The organism is Streptococcus marimammalium DSM 18627 (assembly GCF_000380045.1).
Lineage (GTDB): Bacteria > Bacillota > Bacilli > Lactobacillales > Streptococcaceae > Streptococcus > Streptococcus marimammalium.
Genome location: NZ_KB904358.1, coordinates 89,542 through 108,276 on the forward strand (window position 1 = coordinate 89,542; position 18,735 = coordinate 108,276).

Below are 18,735 nucleotides of genomic sequence, written 5' to 3' on the forward strand. Positions count from 1 at the left end.
GGTTTCGCTCGTTATGGATGTAGAAATGTTGGTTTATTAAGAACAAAAAATTGACTTAATGAGGGTGAGGCTACTACGACCCCTATTAGAATCCGTAGTAAGATTTTTACAATCTACGAAGTAAACCCTCCTTAAACGTATGTGGGGGTAATGGTTTACAAATTTTAGAGAGAGGTTACATTATTAAAAAAATAAAGAACTATCTCTAAAACGCCCTAAAATCGATTTTAGGGCGTTTTTTTTTAATGTCTAATACCAAATTAAAAGCTTTTTAAAACGCAAATATGAGCTTTTTAAGGGGTTCTAGTGGCGTATAAGAGAAAATATGTGGTATAATCTATGTGAGGCACCTCAGCGAATGCGGTCGGTGGTGTGTATCTCATTTTTGTCGGGCGACTGGAAACGGATAGCTCAAAGGGAACTTTTAAAGTTTCGGGTGTGGGACTGCCTTCAACTTCAAGTTGTAAAGACCCCCTAAATTTTAAAATGAGATTGACCCGAGAGGGTCTTTTTTTGGGCAAAAAAGGGGGCTACTACGACAGTCGCAATCACTATACTGAGCAAGTGGGAGGTGATTATAATGCGTATGTTTACCGAATTTTTAAGCACTATTATTATCTCATACCCCTTATTTTTTTGTCAATTTTTCAAGAGTTAATATTTTTTTTAGCTTTTTTTAGGAGTAAGATACTTTTATATATACTTTATATTACTTTAGGGAGGAGGAAAAGTCAGTGATATCAAGGGGTTTCAACTTCATTTATGACAAAAAAGTACGTGAGGATTTAGACGAATGGCAAGATTGGTTTCTAGGCTCTGAAAAGAGAATCCCTCCGGCAATTTTCAAAAGAAATTGTTTGACAGTTGGCGCTGAAGAGCTTGAGAAGAAAATTGGAGCAGAAATCTTCCTGAACACCATAAAGAATGGGCGGAAGGTTGTCGGATATGAAATGCAGATTATCGATAATAGACCACCGACAACAGCTGATATTTACAAGCAAGAAATGAAAGATTATCAAGCCAGTTTATTTAATTAGAAATTAGAATATCGTGTAACTCTTTTCACGTAACCTGTGTAATTTGCATTTTTGTAGTAACTTGTTACAGTCTTAAGCTGTCTGTTCTGAGGGTGTACGTACAATGTTGTTTTGTAGTATGCACCAGGAGCACTTGGAGCAATCATAGATATTAAGATAGATCCTATACTATAAGCAATGCCAGCAGGCTCCCAACCAAATCCTAAAAGCAAACCAATTACAGAATTAACTAAATTATTAGAATTAGCAGCCCCTCTGCTGTACCTTGAGATGTTCCCACATAATACCATTTATTCAGAGTAGGTGTAGAACGAAATGCAACACCATTAGAAGATGGAGTATCTAATAAAGGCATGTAGAATGAACCGTTCAGGTAAACTCCATCATTCCTTCTTTCCATGATGTCAATTGTGCCATCCGCATTGACAATTTTCACAGTTGTATCATTAACAGCTTCCACTGTTATGTCGGATATTCTAGAATCATAAGGAGCAACAGATTCAATGGTGTTCGAAATGTCGTTAGACAATGCATAAGCACTTACTGGCGCAATAATCTGTGGCAACAGCAAAGAAGACAACAATAAAACAGCAGCTGCCTTAAATTTTCTCATAAAGCGTTCCTCCTAAGATTTGATTTTTTGATAAGAATATTATAGCATGGTTGTAAGCGGTTAACAAATATTTATCCAAAAACAAAGTAAAGAAAATAAAGAGGGAAGTTTTATGAGAAAAAAAATAATAGAGTCATTCATTTTTACGATTACTTTTCAAATCATGATTTATATTTTTATATATAAAAATATTATCCCTGAAAATAGAGGAGTGGTTTTGATATTCTTCCTTCTGTCATTGTTAAACATAATCGTAACCTACCTAAAGCTAATAAAGAATCAAAAATAAACCTATAAACGTTACTCTTTTTTCTCGTTAAACCGGTTTTATTTTGAATCTCATTTCTCAACATGATTCACCACCTACTTTATTTAAAGGATAACATTGTCCCAAAGGGACAGGTAAAGTCTTATATTTATTATCATATAAAAAAGAGAGAGGAAGACCTCTCTCTTTTTTAATTAACTAATTATTTTTTCAAACCATCAATAACGCCTTCTACAGCATCTTTAGCGTCTGTTGCTAAATCTTTTGCTTTGTCAGCAACGTCTGCAGCTACTTCTTTAGCTTTTCCAGCTACTTTTTCAACAGCTCCTTCAACTTCTGTTTTTTTATCACCAGTTAAATTACCAATGCATTCTTTTGTAGAGCCTTTTGCTTGCTCAAAAAGACCTTCTAATTTTTCTTTAGACATAATTGTCACCTCTTTTTTTTATTTAAATAATCATATTTTTCTAGAAAAATAATTATTATTTAAGAATATTATAGCATGACTACCTCTCTTCTTCAAATATTATGTATTCTTTTAACAACATAACTTTCTTATAAAACAAGTCTAAACTCCTTTTAATACAAAATTAATTTTACTTTGAGATTAAACTACTAGAGGAAAATCAGTCTTAAGACTGATATATTTGTTCTACCTTAATAGTACAATGGAATTGTATACTAAAGTTAGGAAAAATTATTTTCTAATGATTGGCCACTATTGAAAAACCTTCTGATTAATCAGAAGGTTTATTTTGTTTCATTTATCAAGTGATATTTTGGAAAATAGAGGCTAACTTTTGTATATTCATTTTCTTTTGAATCTACCTCCATGTGATATTCCTTACCAAATTGCAATCTTAAACGTTGGTCAACATTTTTTAAGCCAACGCCACCACGGCTTAGTTTGGTTTGACTACTCTCAGACGATGGGGCAGTTGTAATCATCCCCTTACCATTGTCATAGACGCTAACGACTAGATGATTTTCTGTTTCAGTCACTGAAATCTTAATAAGCCCAGAACGATCAACTTCTTTAATGCCATGATAAATCGCATTTTCAACGAGTGGTTGCAAAATCAGTTTTGGTAACTGATAATCGCTATAAGTTTCTACCGAAGAAATCTCATAAGACAGTTTATCACCATAACGCTGTTGTTGGATAAAAAGATATTGCCTCACATGCTCTAACTCATCTCTCAAAGCAATTTTCTCATTGCCTTTGTTTAAGGCTAATCTAAAATATTTGGCTAATGATTTGGTGATTTCAACAACCTTTTCACTGTCATTAAACTCTGCCATCCAAACAATTGTATCAAGCGTATTATAAAGAAAGTGAGGGTTGATTTGACTGGCTAACGCTTCTAATTCAAAACGTCTGATATCTTGTTCTTTTTCCTTAATAGCCGTCATCAAACTATCAATTCTATCTAGCATATTATTAAATTGATGAGACAACTGCACTAACTCAGGAGAACCTTTTTCAGCAGCTCTTAGATGGGCATTGCCTTGACCAATTTCTAAAATGATGGCTTGTAAATCACGAATCGGCTGCAACCATAATTTTAAGATAAACCACATGGCAAAACCACTAATGATAACTGTTAGTAAACCAATCCCAACAAATGACAAGAGAATTTGCTTTTGAATCATTTGCAAGGAATCAAGTGAAGCAACTCCGATTAATGTCCACTGACTATCAGAAACTGGCAACTGATAAACAAAATAGTTACCATTTCCAGTATAACCATCTTTTTGTGTGATAAAAGGAGTCATTTCAGCCATCTTTTTTTTTGAGGAATAGACACTTTTTTGAGGATGGTAAATGAACTCTTTTTGGTCATCAATAATGAAAGTGAAGCCACTAGAACCTAATTTTAATTGATCTAAATAGGTCTCTAGAGTCTCATAACCTGTATCTAATCTTAAAACACCTAAATTTTCTCCCTTATCATCAACAACTTCCTGAGTGATTGAAATCACCCATTCTTCGTTTGAAACATCGGACATTTTTCTAAACGGCATAAGAACTGGCATTCCATTTTGATGAATAGCTTCTTGATACCAAGATTCTCTCATCATGTCATCAGAAGTTGTCATCACTAGGTCTTCATTAGTTGAAATGGTATCACCATTTTTGCCAACAAAGATAATTGACACAAAATCCTTATCTGTCTCTAGAATAGCCTGAAAGAGTTGATTGAGGTCTGATTTTTTACGACTATCAGCTTCTAAGGCATAATCTTTTAACTCTTTATTGGTTACCAAACTATTAGTAGTCTGTTGTAATTTTTGAAGATAGGTACTAATAAATTGTTGCCCTTGATTAAGGGTATCTCTGGTATTTTGTTCTGTTGTTTGACGAATAGCTGATGAACTGGTTTGGTAGTATAAACCACCTACGGTGACAAGCAAGACAAAAACAATAATAAAAACATAAATCACTAATTGGGCTAATAGTGGGTAGCGTTTCATTACTGTTCTCCTTTTTTAAATTGACGTGGAGTCACACCAACAACCTGCTTGAAACGTTGTGAAAAGTAGTTCATATCCTCAAATCCTACTTGCTCTGCAATTTCATAAACTTTTAAATTGGTTGTCAATAAGAGGCGTTTTGCCTTTTTTAAGCGTTCTTGAATCAAATAGTCTTGAAAACTCATCCCCAATTCTTTTTTGATTAAAACACTTAGATAATTTGGACTAAAAGACAGTTGGTTAGCTAAAGATTTAAGAGACAAATTCACATCCGATAGTTGGTTTTGAATCAATTGCTCAATTTCTGACTGTGGTGATTTTTCCATAAGACTTTCCAATTGCGTCTTTTTTTTAGCCTGTTCTATCTTTGGAATAATTTGATGGAGAATCTGAAGGACATCTTTTTTTGAGAAGGGTTTTAAGAGGTAATCATCAGCTCCGAGTTTTAAGGCAGATAAAGCATAATCAAAATCATCATAGCCTGTTAGAAAGACGATGTGAGTTTGAGGTAATTTTTCTTTGATGAGTCGAGCCAATTGAATCCCGTTCATAAGAGGCATATTAATATCTGTTAGGATAATATCATAGTGCTTCTCTTCAAAAAGTTGCCAGGCTTCTTGACCATTTTGTGCCTCATCAACACAAGTAATAGATAGTTTTTCAAAATCAACTAAAGAACGAATCCCACGTCTTACTAAAGGTTCATCTTCAACAATTAATAATGAATACACATCAGACTCCTTACCTATCAATCAACATACTCAAGGAGATGTCCATAACCTTGACTTTCCATTTCAGTTTTTGGAATAAATTTGACAGATAAGCTATTGATACAATATCTAAGACCACCCGCTTCTTTTGGACCGTCAGTAAAAACATGTCCTAAATGAGAGTCTCCTACTCGACTACGTGCTTCAATTCGTTCCATATTAAAACTGGTATCTTTTTCATAGTCAACCACATCAGGACTAATTGGACGACTAAAGCTTGGCCAACCACAACCTGATTCAAATTTATCTTTAGAGGAAAAGAGAGGTTCTCCGGTAGCAATGTCGACATAAATGCCCGACTCAAAATTATCCCAGTAACGATTTGAAAAGGCTCTTTCTGTTGCATTTTTTTGTGTCACATCGTATTCTTCTGGAGTGAGTTTTTCTTTTAATTCAGCATCACTAGGTTTTTGATATTGACTATCATCAATGACAGGATAAGAGGCTTGGTTAACATTGATATGACAGTAACCACCTGGATTTTTCTTTAGATAATCTTGGTGATGCTCTTCAGCTAGAACATAATGTTTTAAAGGCTCTTTTTCAACGACAATTGGTTTGTCATATTTTTGACCTTGTTGCTCAAAGACTTGATCGATGACTTGAACATCTGAAGCATCAGTATAGTAGATGCCGGTACGATATTGCGTCCCTCGGTCATTCCCTTGTTTATTGAGACTAGTTGGGTCAATAATCCTAAAAAAATGAAGTAAGATTTCCTTTAGAGAAATCTTATCTGCATCATAAGTCACATGTACTGTTTCTGCGTGTCCCGTTTGGGAGATTAACTCATATTGTGTTATATCACTTTTACCATTGGCATAGCCAGAAGTAGCATCAAGCACACCATCAACGCGTGAAAAGTACTCTTCGACACCCCAGAAACATCCACCTGCTAAATATATATCTTTTTGATTTATTGCTGTCATTTTCTTACCTTCCTTTTTTTTAGTAGCATCATTATCAGAATGATTAACAACAGTATTTTTAATATTCTCAATTGAGGATTGCGTCGTCATCTGATTTTTCCCGAAAAACCAAATCACTAAACCTAGCAGTATGAGACCACTCACAACCATTAGAATGATTTTAAATTTATTATCCATATTGTCCTCCTTATCATTATACCATTACTTTATTTCTTTTAATGTTTTTTCAATCTCATTTTTTTCCATAAATCCGATATGTGTTTTGGCTAAAACACCATCACTTCCAATAAAAGCTGATGTTGGATAGGAGCGAATACCGTAAGCTTTTAGTAACTCACCGTCATTATCTAATAATACTGGTAATTGATCATAACCCAATCCTTGATACCATTTCTTAAACTCACTTTGCGTTTTTTCACCATTATGAGTTGGGGCTACAACCGATAAGATAACATAATCATCAGAAGCCATCTCAGAAAGGTCAACGGTATCTTCTAAAGTTGCTAAACAAATAGAACACCATGATGCCCAGAATTTGAGATAGACTTTTTTACCCTTATAGTCCGAGAGGTGATAGGTTTTGCCATCAACACCTGTTAAAGTGAAATCTGGAGCCATTTCGCCATCATTCATTTTTGTCATGTCATCTGAAGCCTTCATTTCTGAGTCTTTCATATCAGTGTCTGAATCCTTAGCCATTTCATCTTTTTTAGCCATATTGCTAGTTGTTTTTGTTTCTTTAGACATATTTTCCTGGTTAGTGTTTGAACAAGCACCTAGAAGTCCTAAACAAACAAGACCTGTTGTTAATAATGTGATTTTTTTCATTGTGTTCTCCTTTTATTATAGATTTATAAAGATGATTCAAAAAATGCTGCAAGTGCACCTAATTGACCAGTCATTAATAGAATACCCATTAAAATAATCAATGCACCACCAATTTTTTTCATAGTGCTTAGATAAGGTCTAAGACGATTAAAATGCTTAAGCATAGTTGTTGAAGCTAATGCCATCAACAAGAATGGTAAAGCCATTCCTAAAGTGTAGGCAAGCATCAAAAAGCCACCTTGAACAGCACCACTTCCACCAGAAGCAGCAATTGCTAACACCGAACTAAGAACCGGCCCAACACAAGGTGTCCAGCCAAAACTAAAGGTAATACCTAGTAAGAAAGCACCATAAATATCATTTCTTTTTTTATTGGGATTAAAAGTAATACTTTTTTGCATTTGGAGTTTTTTAATGGTAATGATGTCCATTTGATGAATACCAAGAATGATAACAATAGTTCCTAGCACATAACGGAACCAATCGGCATATAAAACAGCTCCTAAAAATCCAGCTCCATAACCAAGAATTAAAAAAATAGTTGATAGCCCAGCAATGAACGAGAGGGTTTTAATGAGCCCGTGCCAATAAACCTTCCTCCCTAAAATAGTGATGGTTCGCTCATCGTCTGAATCCAATAAAATACCAACATAAACTGGAAGTAGTGGAAAAATACAGGGTGAGAAAAATGATAATACTCCAGCTAAGAAAACCGAAATTAAAAAAATAATTGTTTCCATACTGTCTCCTTTCTTTTATTATCTTTAGTATAATCTTCTTTTTAAAAATAAAATAGGAGGATTTTAATGGAAAAACTTGAATTTGATACGATAATGATAAAAAAGAAAGAATTTGATTGATCAAAAGGCTTAATTTTATAACCTTTTTGGAGATTTTTGTTTTTATTTTCAATATTTGAAGCTTTTTAGTATACATTGCCACTCATTCATGTTAATATAAGAGAGTAGAGTTTCAAGAGTTATATTTGTGGCAACATATTTTTTCTCAAGAGTTTACAAATAATAAGAGAGGAAGTATGTTCAATGACACAAGGTACAGTAAAATGGTTTAACGCTGAAAAAGGCTTCGGTTTTATCAGCACTGAAGAAAGTGGCGATGTTTTCGCACATTTTTCAGCCATTCAAACAGATGGTTTTAAAACTATGGATGAAGGCCAAAAAGTAACATTTGATATTGAAGAAGGCGCACGCGGACTTCAAGCAGCAAATATTACATTAAGCTAAAAAATTGTCTCCCTTTGGGAGACTTTTTTGTTGGTTAATTTTTCAAAAACAAAAACTCTAGTAACTTTACTAGAGTTTTTGGCAAATTGGATAGCAATAACTAGTATTTTTCGTTATCAAGCCTACTAATCTTTTATGTTTCTTAGAAATCTATTTTTTCAATAACTTCATCAAGAGTTGAAATGGCTCTAATCAAATAAAGTTTTAATTTTTTTGCCCCTTTTTCTGCCCCAAAGAAGCCCTAAAATATAATATAGTCACAAAAACCCTATGAAATCAAGGATTCATAGGGTTTTAAAAACGAACAAAAAAAGAGCACACAGCTTACATCGCTTAGGGCTGCTGGATTCCTCCCCTGACCCACTTCACGCAAAACTGTTGCTCCATAGTTTATTATAACAGAATTTAAAATTTCTGCAACTAGTCTTCTATCGAATCATTTTCAAGTGTCACGTTTTTCTCACGACGTTTTCGGAAAAAATCTTGCATGATTCGGGCACACTCTTTTTCAAGGATACCTGTTTCAACAGCAACACGATGATTGAGACGTGGATCGCTTAAAATATCATAAAGGCTACCTGCTGCACCAAACTTACTATTTTTAGCACCATAAATAACAGCTGGTATTCTTGCTAAACTAATCGCTCCACTACACATGACACAAGGTTCAATCGTCACAAATAGAGTGGTTTCCAGTAAACGCCAATTGCCTTCTGACTGGTTGGCTTCGTTAATGGCCATGATTTCTGCATGCATAATGGCTTGATTGCATTCTTCTCTCGCGTTATGCCCTCGTCCTATAATCTGACCCGCTTTAACAATAACACAACCGATTGGAATCTCATCTTTTTCAAGCGAACGATGGGCTTCTTTTAGGGCTTCTGACATAAAGAATTCTTTTTCAGCTTGAGTGTACATTACAATTCTCCTAAATCCCAAGATTTATGAGGATAGGCCAATTCAACCGGAATATCACCTGAGTGGTTAGCAGATTCTTGTCTTAGGGCTTCAAGATAATCAGCATCATGTTTTCCGTCTTTTGAAAATTGTGGCAGATGCGTCAAGACTAGTTTCTTCACTTCAGCTTCTTTGGCGATTTGACCTGCTTCTTTGCTGGTCAAGTGAGCAAAGTGATTTTCATTCCCCTCAAATAAATAAACATCTGCTAAAAACAAATCGGCATCCTTAGTGAAATCTGCCAAACCATCAAAATAGCCAGTATCTCCAGTAAATACAAGGACTTGGTCGGTAGTTCTTTCTTTAATTCTCATTGCATAACAAGGCACTGGATGAACCGTTTTGATAAAAGTGATTTCAAAAGGACCAATTATCTCAACACCAGAAACATTATAGGCAATTCCCTTGGCCACATCAGGAAAGCTAAGTTTAGCAAATTCGTTTTTATCTTCATCATGACCATAGACAGGTAGAAGTTTTGGCTGCCAAAGTGTTTTCGGATACAAGAGGCGGTAGTGAAATAAGACACCTAAATCAGCGATGTGATCTGGATGATAGTGACTGATAATTACCGCATCTAAAGCTAATGGACTAATTTCTTTTTCCAATTCATTGATGGCTCGACTCCCCACATCCATTAGCAGTTGAAAACCGTCTGAACCGGTGATAAGATAGCTCGTTGTCCCACCATCTTGATAAGGATAGGCTCCCCAACAGCCAAGAGTTGTTACTTTCATGCTTTTCTCCTCTTTTATTTCTGTGTTTATTATATCAAACTTACTGCTAATTAGCAGACTAATTGACAGCTTAATTTTTTTTAAAACAAGTTGTCACCTCCCACACACTTTAAAGAGACTTCTTATGATATAATAAACCTATGAAAAAGAAGAATAAATTACTGTTAATTGATGGCTCATCCATCGCTTTTCGAGCCTTTTTTGCCTTATACAATCAGATTGATCGCTTTAAAAATGCTACTGGTCTTCATACTAATGCTATTTATGGTTTTCATCTAATGCTTGATCACATGATGAAAAGGGTTAAACCTACTCATGTTTTAGTGGCTTTTGATGCCGGTAAAACAACTTTTAGAACTGAGATGTTTTCAGACTATAAAGCTGGTCGTGCTAAGACGCCTGATGAGTTTAAAGAACAATTTCCCTTCATTAAAGAGATGCTGACAGCACTTGGAATCAAGCACTACGAACTTGATCGCTATGAAGCTGATGATATCATAGGAACTCTTGATAAGCTTGCCGAAAATGGAGAGATTTTTTATGATGTCACGATTGTGAGTGGTGATAAAGACCTCATCCAGCTAACTGATGACAATACTGTTGTTGAAATTTCTAAAAAAGGGGTCTCTGAATTTGAAGAATTCACCCCTGATTATCTCATGAAAAAAATGGGAATTACTCCGACACAATTCATCGATTTAAAAGCCCTCATGGGTGATAAATCTGATAATATTCCAGGTGTTACCAAAATTGGTGAAAAGACTGGGATTAAATTACTCCTAGAACACGGAAGTATAGAAGGTATTTATGCAAACATTGATAGTATGAAGCCTTCTAAAATGAAAGAAAACCTCATCGCTGACAAAGAACAAGCCTTTCTCTCAAAGACACTGGCAACCATTGATATCACTGCACCTATAACGATTGGTCTTGATGATTTGACTTACCATGGTCCTGAGATTGAAAAACTCTCACAATTTTATGATGATATGGGCTTTAAGCAATTGAAGGCTAGCCTATCTGGTGCTGGACAAAAAGAAGTGGACGTGACCTTCACAGAGGTAACAGAGCTTCAACCTGAGATGTTTAGTGCTGACCAGTTTTATTATTTTGAGCTCTTGCGTCCCAACTACCATACAGAAAACATCATAGGTTTTGCTTGGGGCAATAAAGAAAAGATTTATGCCAGTTCTGATATCAAACTCCTTCAATCAGATCTTTTTAAACAAGCTTTGGCACAACCGATAAAAACCTATGATTTCAAGCGAAGCAAAGTCTTGCTTAACCATTTAGATGTCTCTTTGCCTGCTTGTGCTTTTGATAGTAGACTAGCCAAGTATCTTTTATCAACAGTTGATGATAATGAGCTAGCAACCATCGCCCATCTCTATGGTCAAACCCCGCTAGCTGATGATAATGATGTCTATGGCAAAGGGGCAAAACGTGCTATCCCAGATAAAGAAATATTGCTCACCCATCTGGCCAAAAAAATTCGTACCTTGGTAGAAACTGAACCAATTATGACAGAATTATTGGCAAAAAATAAACAACTAGACTTGCTTTTTGAGATGGAAATACCTCTTGCCAATGTCTTAGCGAAAATGGAAATTGAAGGGATTTCTGTTGATAAAACAAGCCTACAAGAAATGCAAGCAGAAAATGATGTAACCATTAATCGCCTAACCCAAGACATCTATGACATGGCTGGCGAAGAATTTAATATCAACTCACCAAAACAGTTGGGTCAGATTTTGTTTGAAAAGATGAAATTACCGCTTTGGGCAACTAAAAAAACCAAAACTGGTTATTCTACTGCCGTTGATGTCTTGGAAAAATTAGCACCTAATGCACCCATTGTTGCTAAAATTTTAAACTATCGTCAAATCACTAAACTTCAAAACACTTATGTAGTTGGTCTACAAGATTATATACTGGCTGATGGGAAAATTCATACCTCTTATCTTCAAGATTTAACACAAACGGGACGTTTATCAAGTGTTGATCCCAACCTTCAAAATATTCCTGTTCGTTTAGAACAAGGAAGATTAATTCGAAAAGCCTTCACCGCTAACCAAGAAGATAGTGTGCTTTTGAGTTCTGACTATTCGCAAATTGAACTACGTGTCCTTGCTCACATATCTAACGATGAGCATCTCATTGACGCTTTTAATCACGGAGCAGATATCCATACAGCTACAGCTATGAGAGTCTTTGGTATTGAAAAACCAGAAGAGGTTAGCGCAAACGACCGCCGAAATGCCAAGGCTGTTAACTTCGGAGTTGTTTATGGTATTTCTGACTTTGGCCTCTCAAACAATCTTGGCATTACAAGAAATGCAGCCAAACAATATATTGACACCTATTTTGAACGTTATCCTGGCATTAAAGCCTACATGGATAATATTGTTAAAGATGCTCGTAATAAGGGTTATGTCGAAACACTCTTTCATCGTAGACGTGAGCTGCCTGATATCCATTCACGTAATTTTAATGTTAGAAATTTTGCAGAGCGCACAGCTATCAATTCACCTATTCAAGGATCTGCTGCTGATATCTTAAAACTTGCTATGATAAAGCTTGATAAAGCTCTTGAAAAAGGGAATTTTAAAGCTAAAATGCTTTTACAAGTCCATGATGAAATTGTCTTAGAAGTCCCTAAAAATGAACTTAAGAGTGTCCGGCAACTGGTCAAAGAAACTATGGAATCAGCTTTCGCATTAAAAGTACCACTCATTGTGGATGACAATTCTGGTAAAACATGGTATGAAGCCAAATAAGGAGACTATAATGACTTATCACTTTCAAAATCCTGACCAAGAAACCATCTTTAATTATCTAAGAGACAGTAAAACAATTGCTGTTGTTGGTTTATCTAATCGAAAAGAAAGCCCTGCTTATCAAGTTTCTGAGATAATGCAAAAAGTTGGTTACAAGATTATTCCTGTCAATCCAAGGCTAGCTGGAAAAACAATCTTGGGGGAATTAACCTATCCTTCCTTGAAAGATATCCCAGATGCAATAGATATTGTCAATATCTTTCGTCGTAGTGACTTTTTACCTGAAGTGGCTAAAGAGTTTATCACCACTGATGCTCGCATCTTCTGGGCTCAACTGGGTCTTGAAAATGAAGAAGCCGAGCAAATTTTAAGAGACAATCATTGTCATAACATTGTTATGAATCGATGTATTAAAATTGACTATTTTAACATGTAAAAAGACTGTAGTCTTTCTCTTTGTGAGAAGGCTACAGCCTTTTTTACATCAATTTAATTGGAAAAGATATCTTTTGTAATTGTCTTTTTTCTTGCAGCATTTTTTCATAAAAAATAGTATTACTTGTTAAAAAGTAGGGCATCACGTAAAAACTAGCTAAACCAAATGTTACCCCTACTAAAACATACCAGCCAAAAAAACTAAGGTGAAGGAAAAACAGTTGTCGTTTATACCCCTTCATAAATTGACGACTCGTCGCTAGTAATACAAGAGGATTAATCTTGATATTTTTTTGATAGTACTCATAAAACAAGAGTTCAACAAAGAAATAACGATAAAGGGTGATGAGAAACATGACAAGTGATAATAGAACTAGCACAATACTAGTTAGACTAATACCACTCGTTAAAATCATAATATAACCTATAGAAGAAGCAAAAAACCAAACAAATAAAAGCAGATTTTTCATCATCACAAGACCAAATAATGGTAAAAATAATTTGGTTTCAAAAGCGCGTTGGCTATCAGAAAAACGAACACTTTGGCGTTTTCCTCGAATGACATCAAGTAACGTTAAAAGAGTAGAAAGTACAAAAAAAGTCACCAGGCTACTAAGAGCTAGCGTAAATAAATTATCTCCCCAACTTGTTCTTGTTTGCTCACTTAGCGTAAGTTGTTCAAATACTGTAATTCCCATATAAAATAGAGTTGATAAAACAGGTAATAAGAATAATTGATACTTGCCAGGCAAACGTTTGAGGATTGTTCTAGCTTTCTTTTTAATGATTGATGATTTCATATCTAAATCCTTCTATAAAGATATGCTTATTATAGCATAGTTGACTTAAGAATACCGCTTTGGAAATCTATAAGACCTTTAGACATTAAAGAAAAAATGACAAATCAGACTTATTTTGATAGAATAAATAGGTTAAACTGCCTAGGACTGTTTTTCCTAGAAGCAAAGGAGAAAATATGACAACACAACCAATCAAATATCGTCTGATTAAAAAGGAAAAGTACACAGGAGCAAGACTTGGGGAAATTATCACCCCTCATGGTACTTTTCCAACACCAATGTTTATGCCTGTTGGCACGCAGGCCACTGTCAAAACACAATCCCCTGAAGAACTAAAAGAAATGGGTTCTGGGATTATCCTATCAAACACCTACCACCTTTGGCTCCGTCCAGGGGATGAGTTGATTGCTAAAGCAGGAGGACTTCATCAATTCATGAACTGGGATCAACCTATTCTAACAGATAGTGGTGGTTTTCAAGTTTATTCTTTAGCTGATAGCCGCAACATCACCGAAGAAGGTGTCACCTTTAAAAACCATCTCAACGGTGCAAAAATGTTTTTATCACCTGAAAAAGCCATCAGTATTCAAAATAATCTAGGAAGTGACATCATGATGAGTTTTGATGAGTGTCCGCAATTTTATCAACCCTATGATTATGTTAAAAAGAGTATTGAAAGAACCAGCCGTTGGGCAGAACGTGGATTAAAAGCCCACCGTCGTCCTCATGACCAAGGTTTATTTGGTATTGTTCAAGGGGCTGGCTTTGAAGATCTTCGCCGTCAATCAGCAAATGATTTGGTTAGCATGGATTTTTCTGGCTACTCGATTGGTGGATTAGCTGTTGGAGAGACACATGAAGAGATGAATACTGTTCTTGACTTTACAACTCCTCTACTTCCCGAAAATAAACCACGATACCTCATGGGTGTGGGGGCTCCTGATAGCCTGATTGATGGAGTTATTCGTGGGATTGATATGTTTGACTGTGTCCTTCCAACTCGTATTGCTAGAAACGGGACCTGCATGACAAGTGAAGGTCGCCTTGTCATTAAAAACGCACAGTATGCCGAAGACTTTACCCCACTTGATCACAACTGTGACTGCTATACCTGTCAAAACTACACACGCGCCTATCTGCGTCATCTCTTAAAAGCAGATGAAACTTTTGGCATTCGTCTCACAAGCTACCACAACCTCTACTTCCTCATCAACTTGATGAAACAAGTCAGAGAGGCAATCGTCAATGACAATCTCCTAGAATTTAGAGAAGATTTCATCGAACGCTATGGGTACAATCGTTCAGAACGTAATTTTTAATAGATACAAAAAGCCCAAGAATTTGGGCTTTTGTGTTTTTTATTAATGGTGATAGTCTTCGTCACTTATTTCACTATTATTTTTAGTAACCATTACGTAATGATCAAGCATTAACCACATTAACCAAGCCGTTCCAAAACCAATAAAACTACCTAACAAAACGCCAATAATACGAGATTGAAACAAATGAATCGATAAATCAATGTTATTGGTAACAGATAGTAAAAGAACCATCGGCGTGATAAAAATGTTGGCAACTGCATAATTTCTAGGAACATAGTATTGTGCTAGGGTGTAAAAGACGGTAATCAAGATAATCAAAAGTACTCTAGATAAAGGGAGTATCAATAAAAGACTAGCCCCAATTAATCCAACAAAAGTGCCTGCTAAGTATTGTAAGTGTCGATGTTTCAATGCTTCTAAGTTTTCAGCCAGTAAAATAGCGGCACAGGCAAGCGTCACCCAGTAAGGATTACCTATATGTAAACCGTGGCTCAGATAAACAGACATGAATAAGGCACTACTATAAAATATAGCATCAACCAGTGCCAAAGGATCTTTGAAAAATCTTTCTTTAAGAGTATTGTGAGGCATAGTCACTTCTACTCTGCTTTCCGTTTTTTTAATGATGAAAGCACCAACAAGGCTAATCATGATTCCTAAAAGAAAAAATAAGATAATTTCTCCCAATTTTTTCTCAGGAACCACAATGGTTGTTCCCATAGCTGCCACCATGACAAAAAAGATACCTCCTGGCCTACGAACATTGAATAATCTGGTTAACAATCGACTGATAAAAGCAATAACGCCCACGACTAAAGGTGAAAACCAAGGAGAGTAAGATGAAAAAAATCCCAAGAGAAAAACCAGTAACAAAGAGCCACCGATAATACAAAGATTTCTAAGTAAATAGGGTATGGGAAGATTTTGATAATAAAAAAGGGTAAATAAACCTAATGAGGCAAAATTAGAAATTAAAAAATCGTTTCTCAAATAGCCAACCATTAAAACGATAAAAATAGCAAAACCAATTATTACAACACGGTAAGGGTTATCTACCATTGGCTTTAATTTAAAAAGAGATTTAAGTTGTTTAAAAATAGTCATAATCACATTATATCACTTATTTTTGAAGGCTCAATAAAACCATCTCCTTTAATTAGAGATGGTTTCATTAAATCGCTTTAAATACTTCCCCAAACACTCTCAAGAATATTAGTTTGGTCACGATCTGGCCCAACAGAGAAAGTCGAAATACGAACACCAACTAATTCGCTAATGCGACGGATATAGTTTCTCGCATTTTCTGGTAAATCCTCTAAACGTCTAACACTTGTAATATCTTCTGACCAGCCTGGTAGTTCTTCATAAATCGGTTGACAACGTTTCAACTTGTCAAGACTAGCTGGATAGTAATCAATACGTTCCCCATCTAAATCATAGGCTACACAAATCTTAACGGTATCAAGTCCTGATAAGACATCAATCGAATTTAATGAAAGATTGGTAATCCCTGATACACGACGACTATGTCTCATAACAACGGAGTCAAACCAACCAACACGACGGGGACGACCCGTTGTAGTGCCATATTCATGACCAATTTCACGAATACGATCTCCCGTAGCATCAAACAATTCTGTTGGAAACGGTCCATCTCCTACACGACTAGTATAGGCCTTACAAACACCAACAACTTTATTGATTTTACTTGGGCCAACACCTGAACCAATTGTTACTCCACCAGCAACTGGATTAGAAGAGGTGACAAACGGATAGGTTCCTTGATCGATATCAAGCATGACACCTTGAGCCCCTTCAAATAAAACGCGTTTGCCCTTATCAAGAGCATCATTTAAAATCACAGAAGTATCGGTCACATATTGTTTGATTTGTTGTCCATAGGCATAATACTCTTCAAAAATGTCATCAAACGATGATAACTCACACTCATACATTTTTTCAAAGAGACGATTTTTTTCTTCAAGATTAATACGAAGACGCTCAGCAAAAATATCTTTATCAAGTAAATCAGCAATACGAATACCCACGCGCGCCGCCTTATCCATATAAGCAGGTCCAATTCCCTTATTGGTTGTCCCAATCTTATTAACTCCTTTAGAAGTTTCTTGTAGTTGATCCAACTTAATATGATAAGGTAAAATCACATGCGCTCTATCTGAAATCCGAAGATTGTCTGTTGTCACTCCTTCTTCATGAAGATATTTCAATTCTTTGACCAATGATTTGGGATTAACCACCATACCATTACCAATTACAGAAATTTTTTCAGGGAAGAAAATACCTGATGGAATTAGATGGAGTTTGAATTTTTTTCCATTAATAACGATGGTATGCCCAGCATTATCACCACCTTGATAACGTGCAATAACTTCTGCATCTGATGATAAGAAGTCTGTAATTTTACCTTTTCCTTCATCTCCCCACTGGGTACCTACTACTACTACTGATGTCATAATAATGAATCCTAGCACGACATATTCGTCTGCTAAATCCTTTCTTGATAATAATGGTAGGAGTTTCACCTACAAGCGTATCACCCTACTATTATATGAAATTATGGGGTATTTTTCAACAGACAATTGTGGAATCTTCTTTTTTCATAATCTTTTATTTTCTAACAAAAAACATGATCATTTTTCATGCTTTTCATTGTCATAACGGTGAGATTGCGTTACAATAATAGCAACTATCAAATATTGGCAAAGGATAATCTATGAGAAAGTCAAGTCTATTTGGGAAAATTATTTTTCTAATTTTATTAGTTTATTTTATACAAATAACAATACCATTTGTTGTTGCTGGAGGTATTGGTTTTTTAATCTTTCAATGGTGGAAGAAAAGTCAAAAACCATCAGTTCAGCATAAGAAAGTAGAAAAAATTAGTGATAGTATTGATATTCAAGAATTAAAAGCTTATATCAAATTAACTGATAAGAAACTTAAAAAACTAGAAGGCTATCTTGAAAACGAAAAATGGGATGATTATATCGATTTGGCTAGACAAATTATGCCACAATTAACTCATATTAATGATGAAGCCGATCGCTTGAAAAAAGAAATTGAACCACTTGTTCATAAAAGAATTATTAAGAAAGTTCATACCACTAGACTAGATATTCAAGAACAATTGGAAAAACTTGGACTATCACCTGATATTTCAGCATCAGATAAGGATAGACACATCCTCAAGCTAGCACCTGAGCTTAGTGAAAGCTACCACAATATTCAAAAAGATAATCTATCTATTCTAGAGAAGATTAAACAAGCTGATAATCACGAAGAATTAATCGCCATCCACGAAAGCAATATGAAACGCTTTGAAGATATTTTATCTGGCTACCTTAAAATCAAAGCTAATCCTAAAGATTATTACAATGCAAAAGAACGTTTGGCTCAGGCTAAAAAAACTATTGAAAAATTTGATTTAGATTTAGATGAAACCCTTCGTAAGCTCAATGAAAGTGAGCTAAAAGATTTTGAAATTAGTTTACGTATGATGCAACACAACAAAACGAACTAAAG

At 35.3% G+C, this 18,735-nt stretch carries 18 protein-coding genes and 1 other RNA gene; 6 read left to right on the forward strand and 13 right to left on the reverse strand.

All coding sequences use genetic code 11. The features are described from left to right. Positions 1 to 734 precede the first annotated feature (734 nt). Positions 735 to 1,037 carry a replication initiation protein gene (locus tag A3I1_RS0105875; protein ID WP_018370356.1) on the forward strand — a complete coding sequence of 101 codons (303 nt, stop codon included), beginning with the start codon at positions 735 to 737 and terminating at the stop codon, positions 1,035 to 1,037. Positions 1,038 to 1,266: 229 nt separating this feature from the next. Here the strand turns inward: A3I1_RS0105875 and A3I1_RS08240 are convergent, their stop codons facing one another. The 7 genes from A3I1_RS08240 to ccdA2 form a co-directional block, all read right to left on the reverse strand. Further along, complete coding sequence (locus A3I1_RS08240; protein ID WP_018370357.1) at positions 1,267 to 1,650, reverse strand: hypothetical protein; 384 nt, start codon at positions 1,648 to 1,650, stop codon at positions 1,267 to 1,269. Positions 1,651 to 2,120: 470 nt separating this feature from the next. After that, positions 2,121 to 2,345 (reverse strand): CsbD family protein, encoded by a 225-nt coding sequence (locus tag A3I1_RS0105885; protein ID WP_018370359.1) that lies wholly within the window; start codon positions 2,343 to 2,345, stop codon positions 2,121 to 2,123. Between the two features lie 323 nt (positions 2,346 to 2,668). After that, entirely contained in the window at positions 2,669 to 4,393 is a 1,725-nt protein-coding gene (locus A3I1_RS0105890; RefSeq protein WP_018370360.1) for a cache domain-containing sensor histidine kinase, read from the reverse strand. Beyond that, a complete protein-coding gene (locus A3I1_RS0105895) occupies positions 4,393 to 5,124 on the reverse strand; it encodes a response regulator transcription factor (protein ID WP_018370361.1) in 732 nt (243 codons plus the stop codon). The genes A3I1_RS0105890 and A3I1_RS0105895 overlap by 1 nt, the downstream gene beginning before the upstream one ends. Positions 5,125 to 5,141: 17 nt before the next feature. Then, complete coding sequence (msrB, locus tag A3I1_RS0105900; RefSeq protein WP_018370362.1) at positions 5,142 to 6,269, reverse strand: peptide-methionine (R)-S-oxide reductase MsrB; 1,128 nt, start codon at positions 6,267 to 6,269, stop codon at positions 5,142 to 5,144. Positions 6,270 to 6,293: 24 nt separating this feature from the next. Further along, the gene (locus A3I1_RS0105905) at positions 6,294 to 6,920 is read right to left on the reverse strand and encodes a peroxiredoxin family protein (protein ID WP_018370363.1); all 627 of its coding nucleotides are present in this window, start codon (positions 6,918 to 6,920) and stop codon (positions 6,294 to 6,296) included. A 23-nt stretch (positions 6,921 to 6,943) separates the two neighbouring features. Beyond that, a complete protein-coding gene (ccdA2, locus tag A3I1_RS0105910) occupies positions 6,944 to 7,660 on the reverse strand; it encodes a thiol-disulfide oxidoreductase-associated membrane protein CcdA2 (protein WP_018370364.1) in 717 nt (238 codons plus the stop codon). Between the two features lie 303 nt (positions 7,661 to 7,963). On the opposite strand from ccdA2, the gene A3I1_RS0105915 reads away from it, so the two are divergent. Beyond that, a complete protein-coding gene (locus A3I1_RS0105915; RefSeq protein WP_018370365.1) occupies positions 7,964 to 8,164 on the forward strand; it encodes a cold-shock protein in 201 nt (66 codons plus the stop codon). A 296-nt stretch (positions 8,165 to 8,460) separates the two neighbouring features. On the opposite strand, the gene ffs is transcribed toward A3I1_RS0105915, so the two are convergent. From ffs to A3I1_RS0105925, 3 genes are all read right to left on the reverse strand, one after another. After that, positions 8,461 to 8,559: signal recognition particle sRNA small type (gene ffs / locus A3I1_RS08385), an RNA gene on the reverse strand. A gap of 25 nt (positions 8,560 to 8,584) precedes the next feature. Next, positions 8,585 to 9,082: a tRNA adenosine(34) deaminase TadA gene (gene tadA, locus A3I1_RS0105920; protein ID WP_018370366.1), complete on the reverse strand. Its 498-nt coding sequence runs from the start codon at positions 9,080 to 9,082 to the stop codon at positions 8,585 to 8,587. Continuing rightward, entirely contained in the window at positions 9,082 to 9,858 is a 777-nt protein-coding gene (locus A3I1_RS0105925; protein WP_018370367.1) for an MBL fold metallo-hydrolase, read from the reverse strand. Before A3I1_RS0105925 ends, tadA begins: the two co-directional genes overlap by 1 nt. 140 nt (positions 9,859 to 9,998) lie before the next feature. Here A3I1_RS0105925 and polA point away from each other — a divergent pair, with 140 nt between their 5' ends. Both polA and A3I1_RS0105935 read left to right on the forward strand, forming a co-directional pair. Next, complete coding sequence (gene polA, locus A3I1_RS0105930) at positions 9,999 to 12,635, forward strand: DNA polymerase I (protein WP_018370368.1); 2,637 nt, start codon at positions 9,999 to 10,001, stop codon at positions 12,633 to 12,635. Positions 12,636 to 12,645: 10 nt separating this feature from the next. Next, positions 12,646 to 13,071 (forward strand): CoA-binding protein, encoded by a 426-nt coding sequence (locus A3I1_RS0105935; protein WP_018370369.1) that lies wholly within the window; start codon positions 12,646 to 12,648, stop codon positions 13,069 to 13,071. A gap of 43 nt (positions 13,072 to 13,114) precedes the next feature. Here A3I1_RS0105935 and A3I1_RS08245 read toward each other — a convergent pair whose 3' ends face one another. Next, positions 13,115 to 13,870, reverse strand: a complete 756-nt coding sequence (locus tag A3I1_RS08245; protein WP_018370370.1) for a DUF975 family protein — start codon at positions 13,868 to 13,870, stop codon at positions 13,115 to 13,117. A 176-nt stretch (positions 13,871 to 14,046) separates the two neighbouring features. On the opposite strand from A3I1_RS08245, the gene tgt reads away from it, so the two are divergent. Next, positions 14,047 to 15,189, forward strand: coding sequence for a tRNA guanosine(34) transglycosylase Tgt (tgt, locus tag A3I1_RS0105945; RefSeq protein WP_018370371.1), 1,143 nt, complete (start codon positions 14,047 to 14,049; stop codon positions 15,187 to 15,189). A gap of 42 nt (positions 15,190 to 15,231) precedes the next feature. Here the strand turns inward: tgt and A3I1_RS0105950 are convergent, their stop codons facing one another. Both A3I1_RS0105950 and A3I1_RS0105960 read right to left on the reverse strand, forming a co-directional pair. After that, positions 15,232 to 16,296, reverse strand: a complete 1,065-nt coding sequence (locus A3I1_RS0105950) for an FUSC family protein (protein WP_018370372.1) — start codon at positions 16,294 to 16,296, stop codon at positions 15,232 to 15,234. A 77-nt stretch (positions 16,297 to 16,373) separates the two neighbouring features. Further along, a complete protein-coding gene (locus tag A3I1_RS0105960; protein WP_018370374.1) occupies positions 16,374 to 17,666 on the reverse strand; it encodes an adenylosuccinate synthase in 1,293 nt (430 codons plus the stop codon). 260 nt (positions 17,667 to 17,926) lie between these two features. Between A3I1_RS0105960 and A3I1_RS0105965 the strand changes: the two genes are divergently transcribed. Then, entirely contained in the window at positions 17,927 to 18,733 is an 807-nt protein-coding gene (locus tag A3I1_RS0105965; RefSeq protein ID WP_018370375.1) for a hypothetical protein, read from the forward strand. Positions 18,734 to 18,735: the final 2 nt, after the last annotated feature.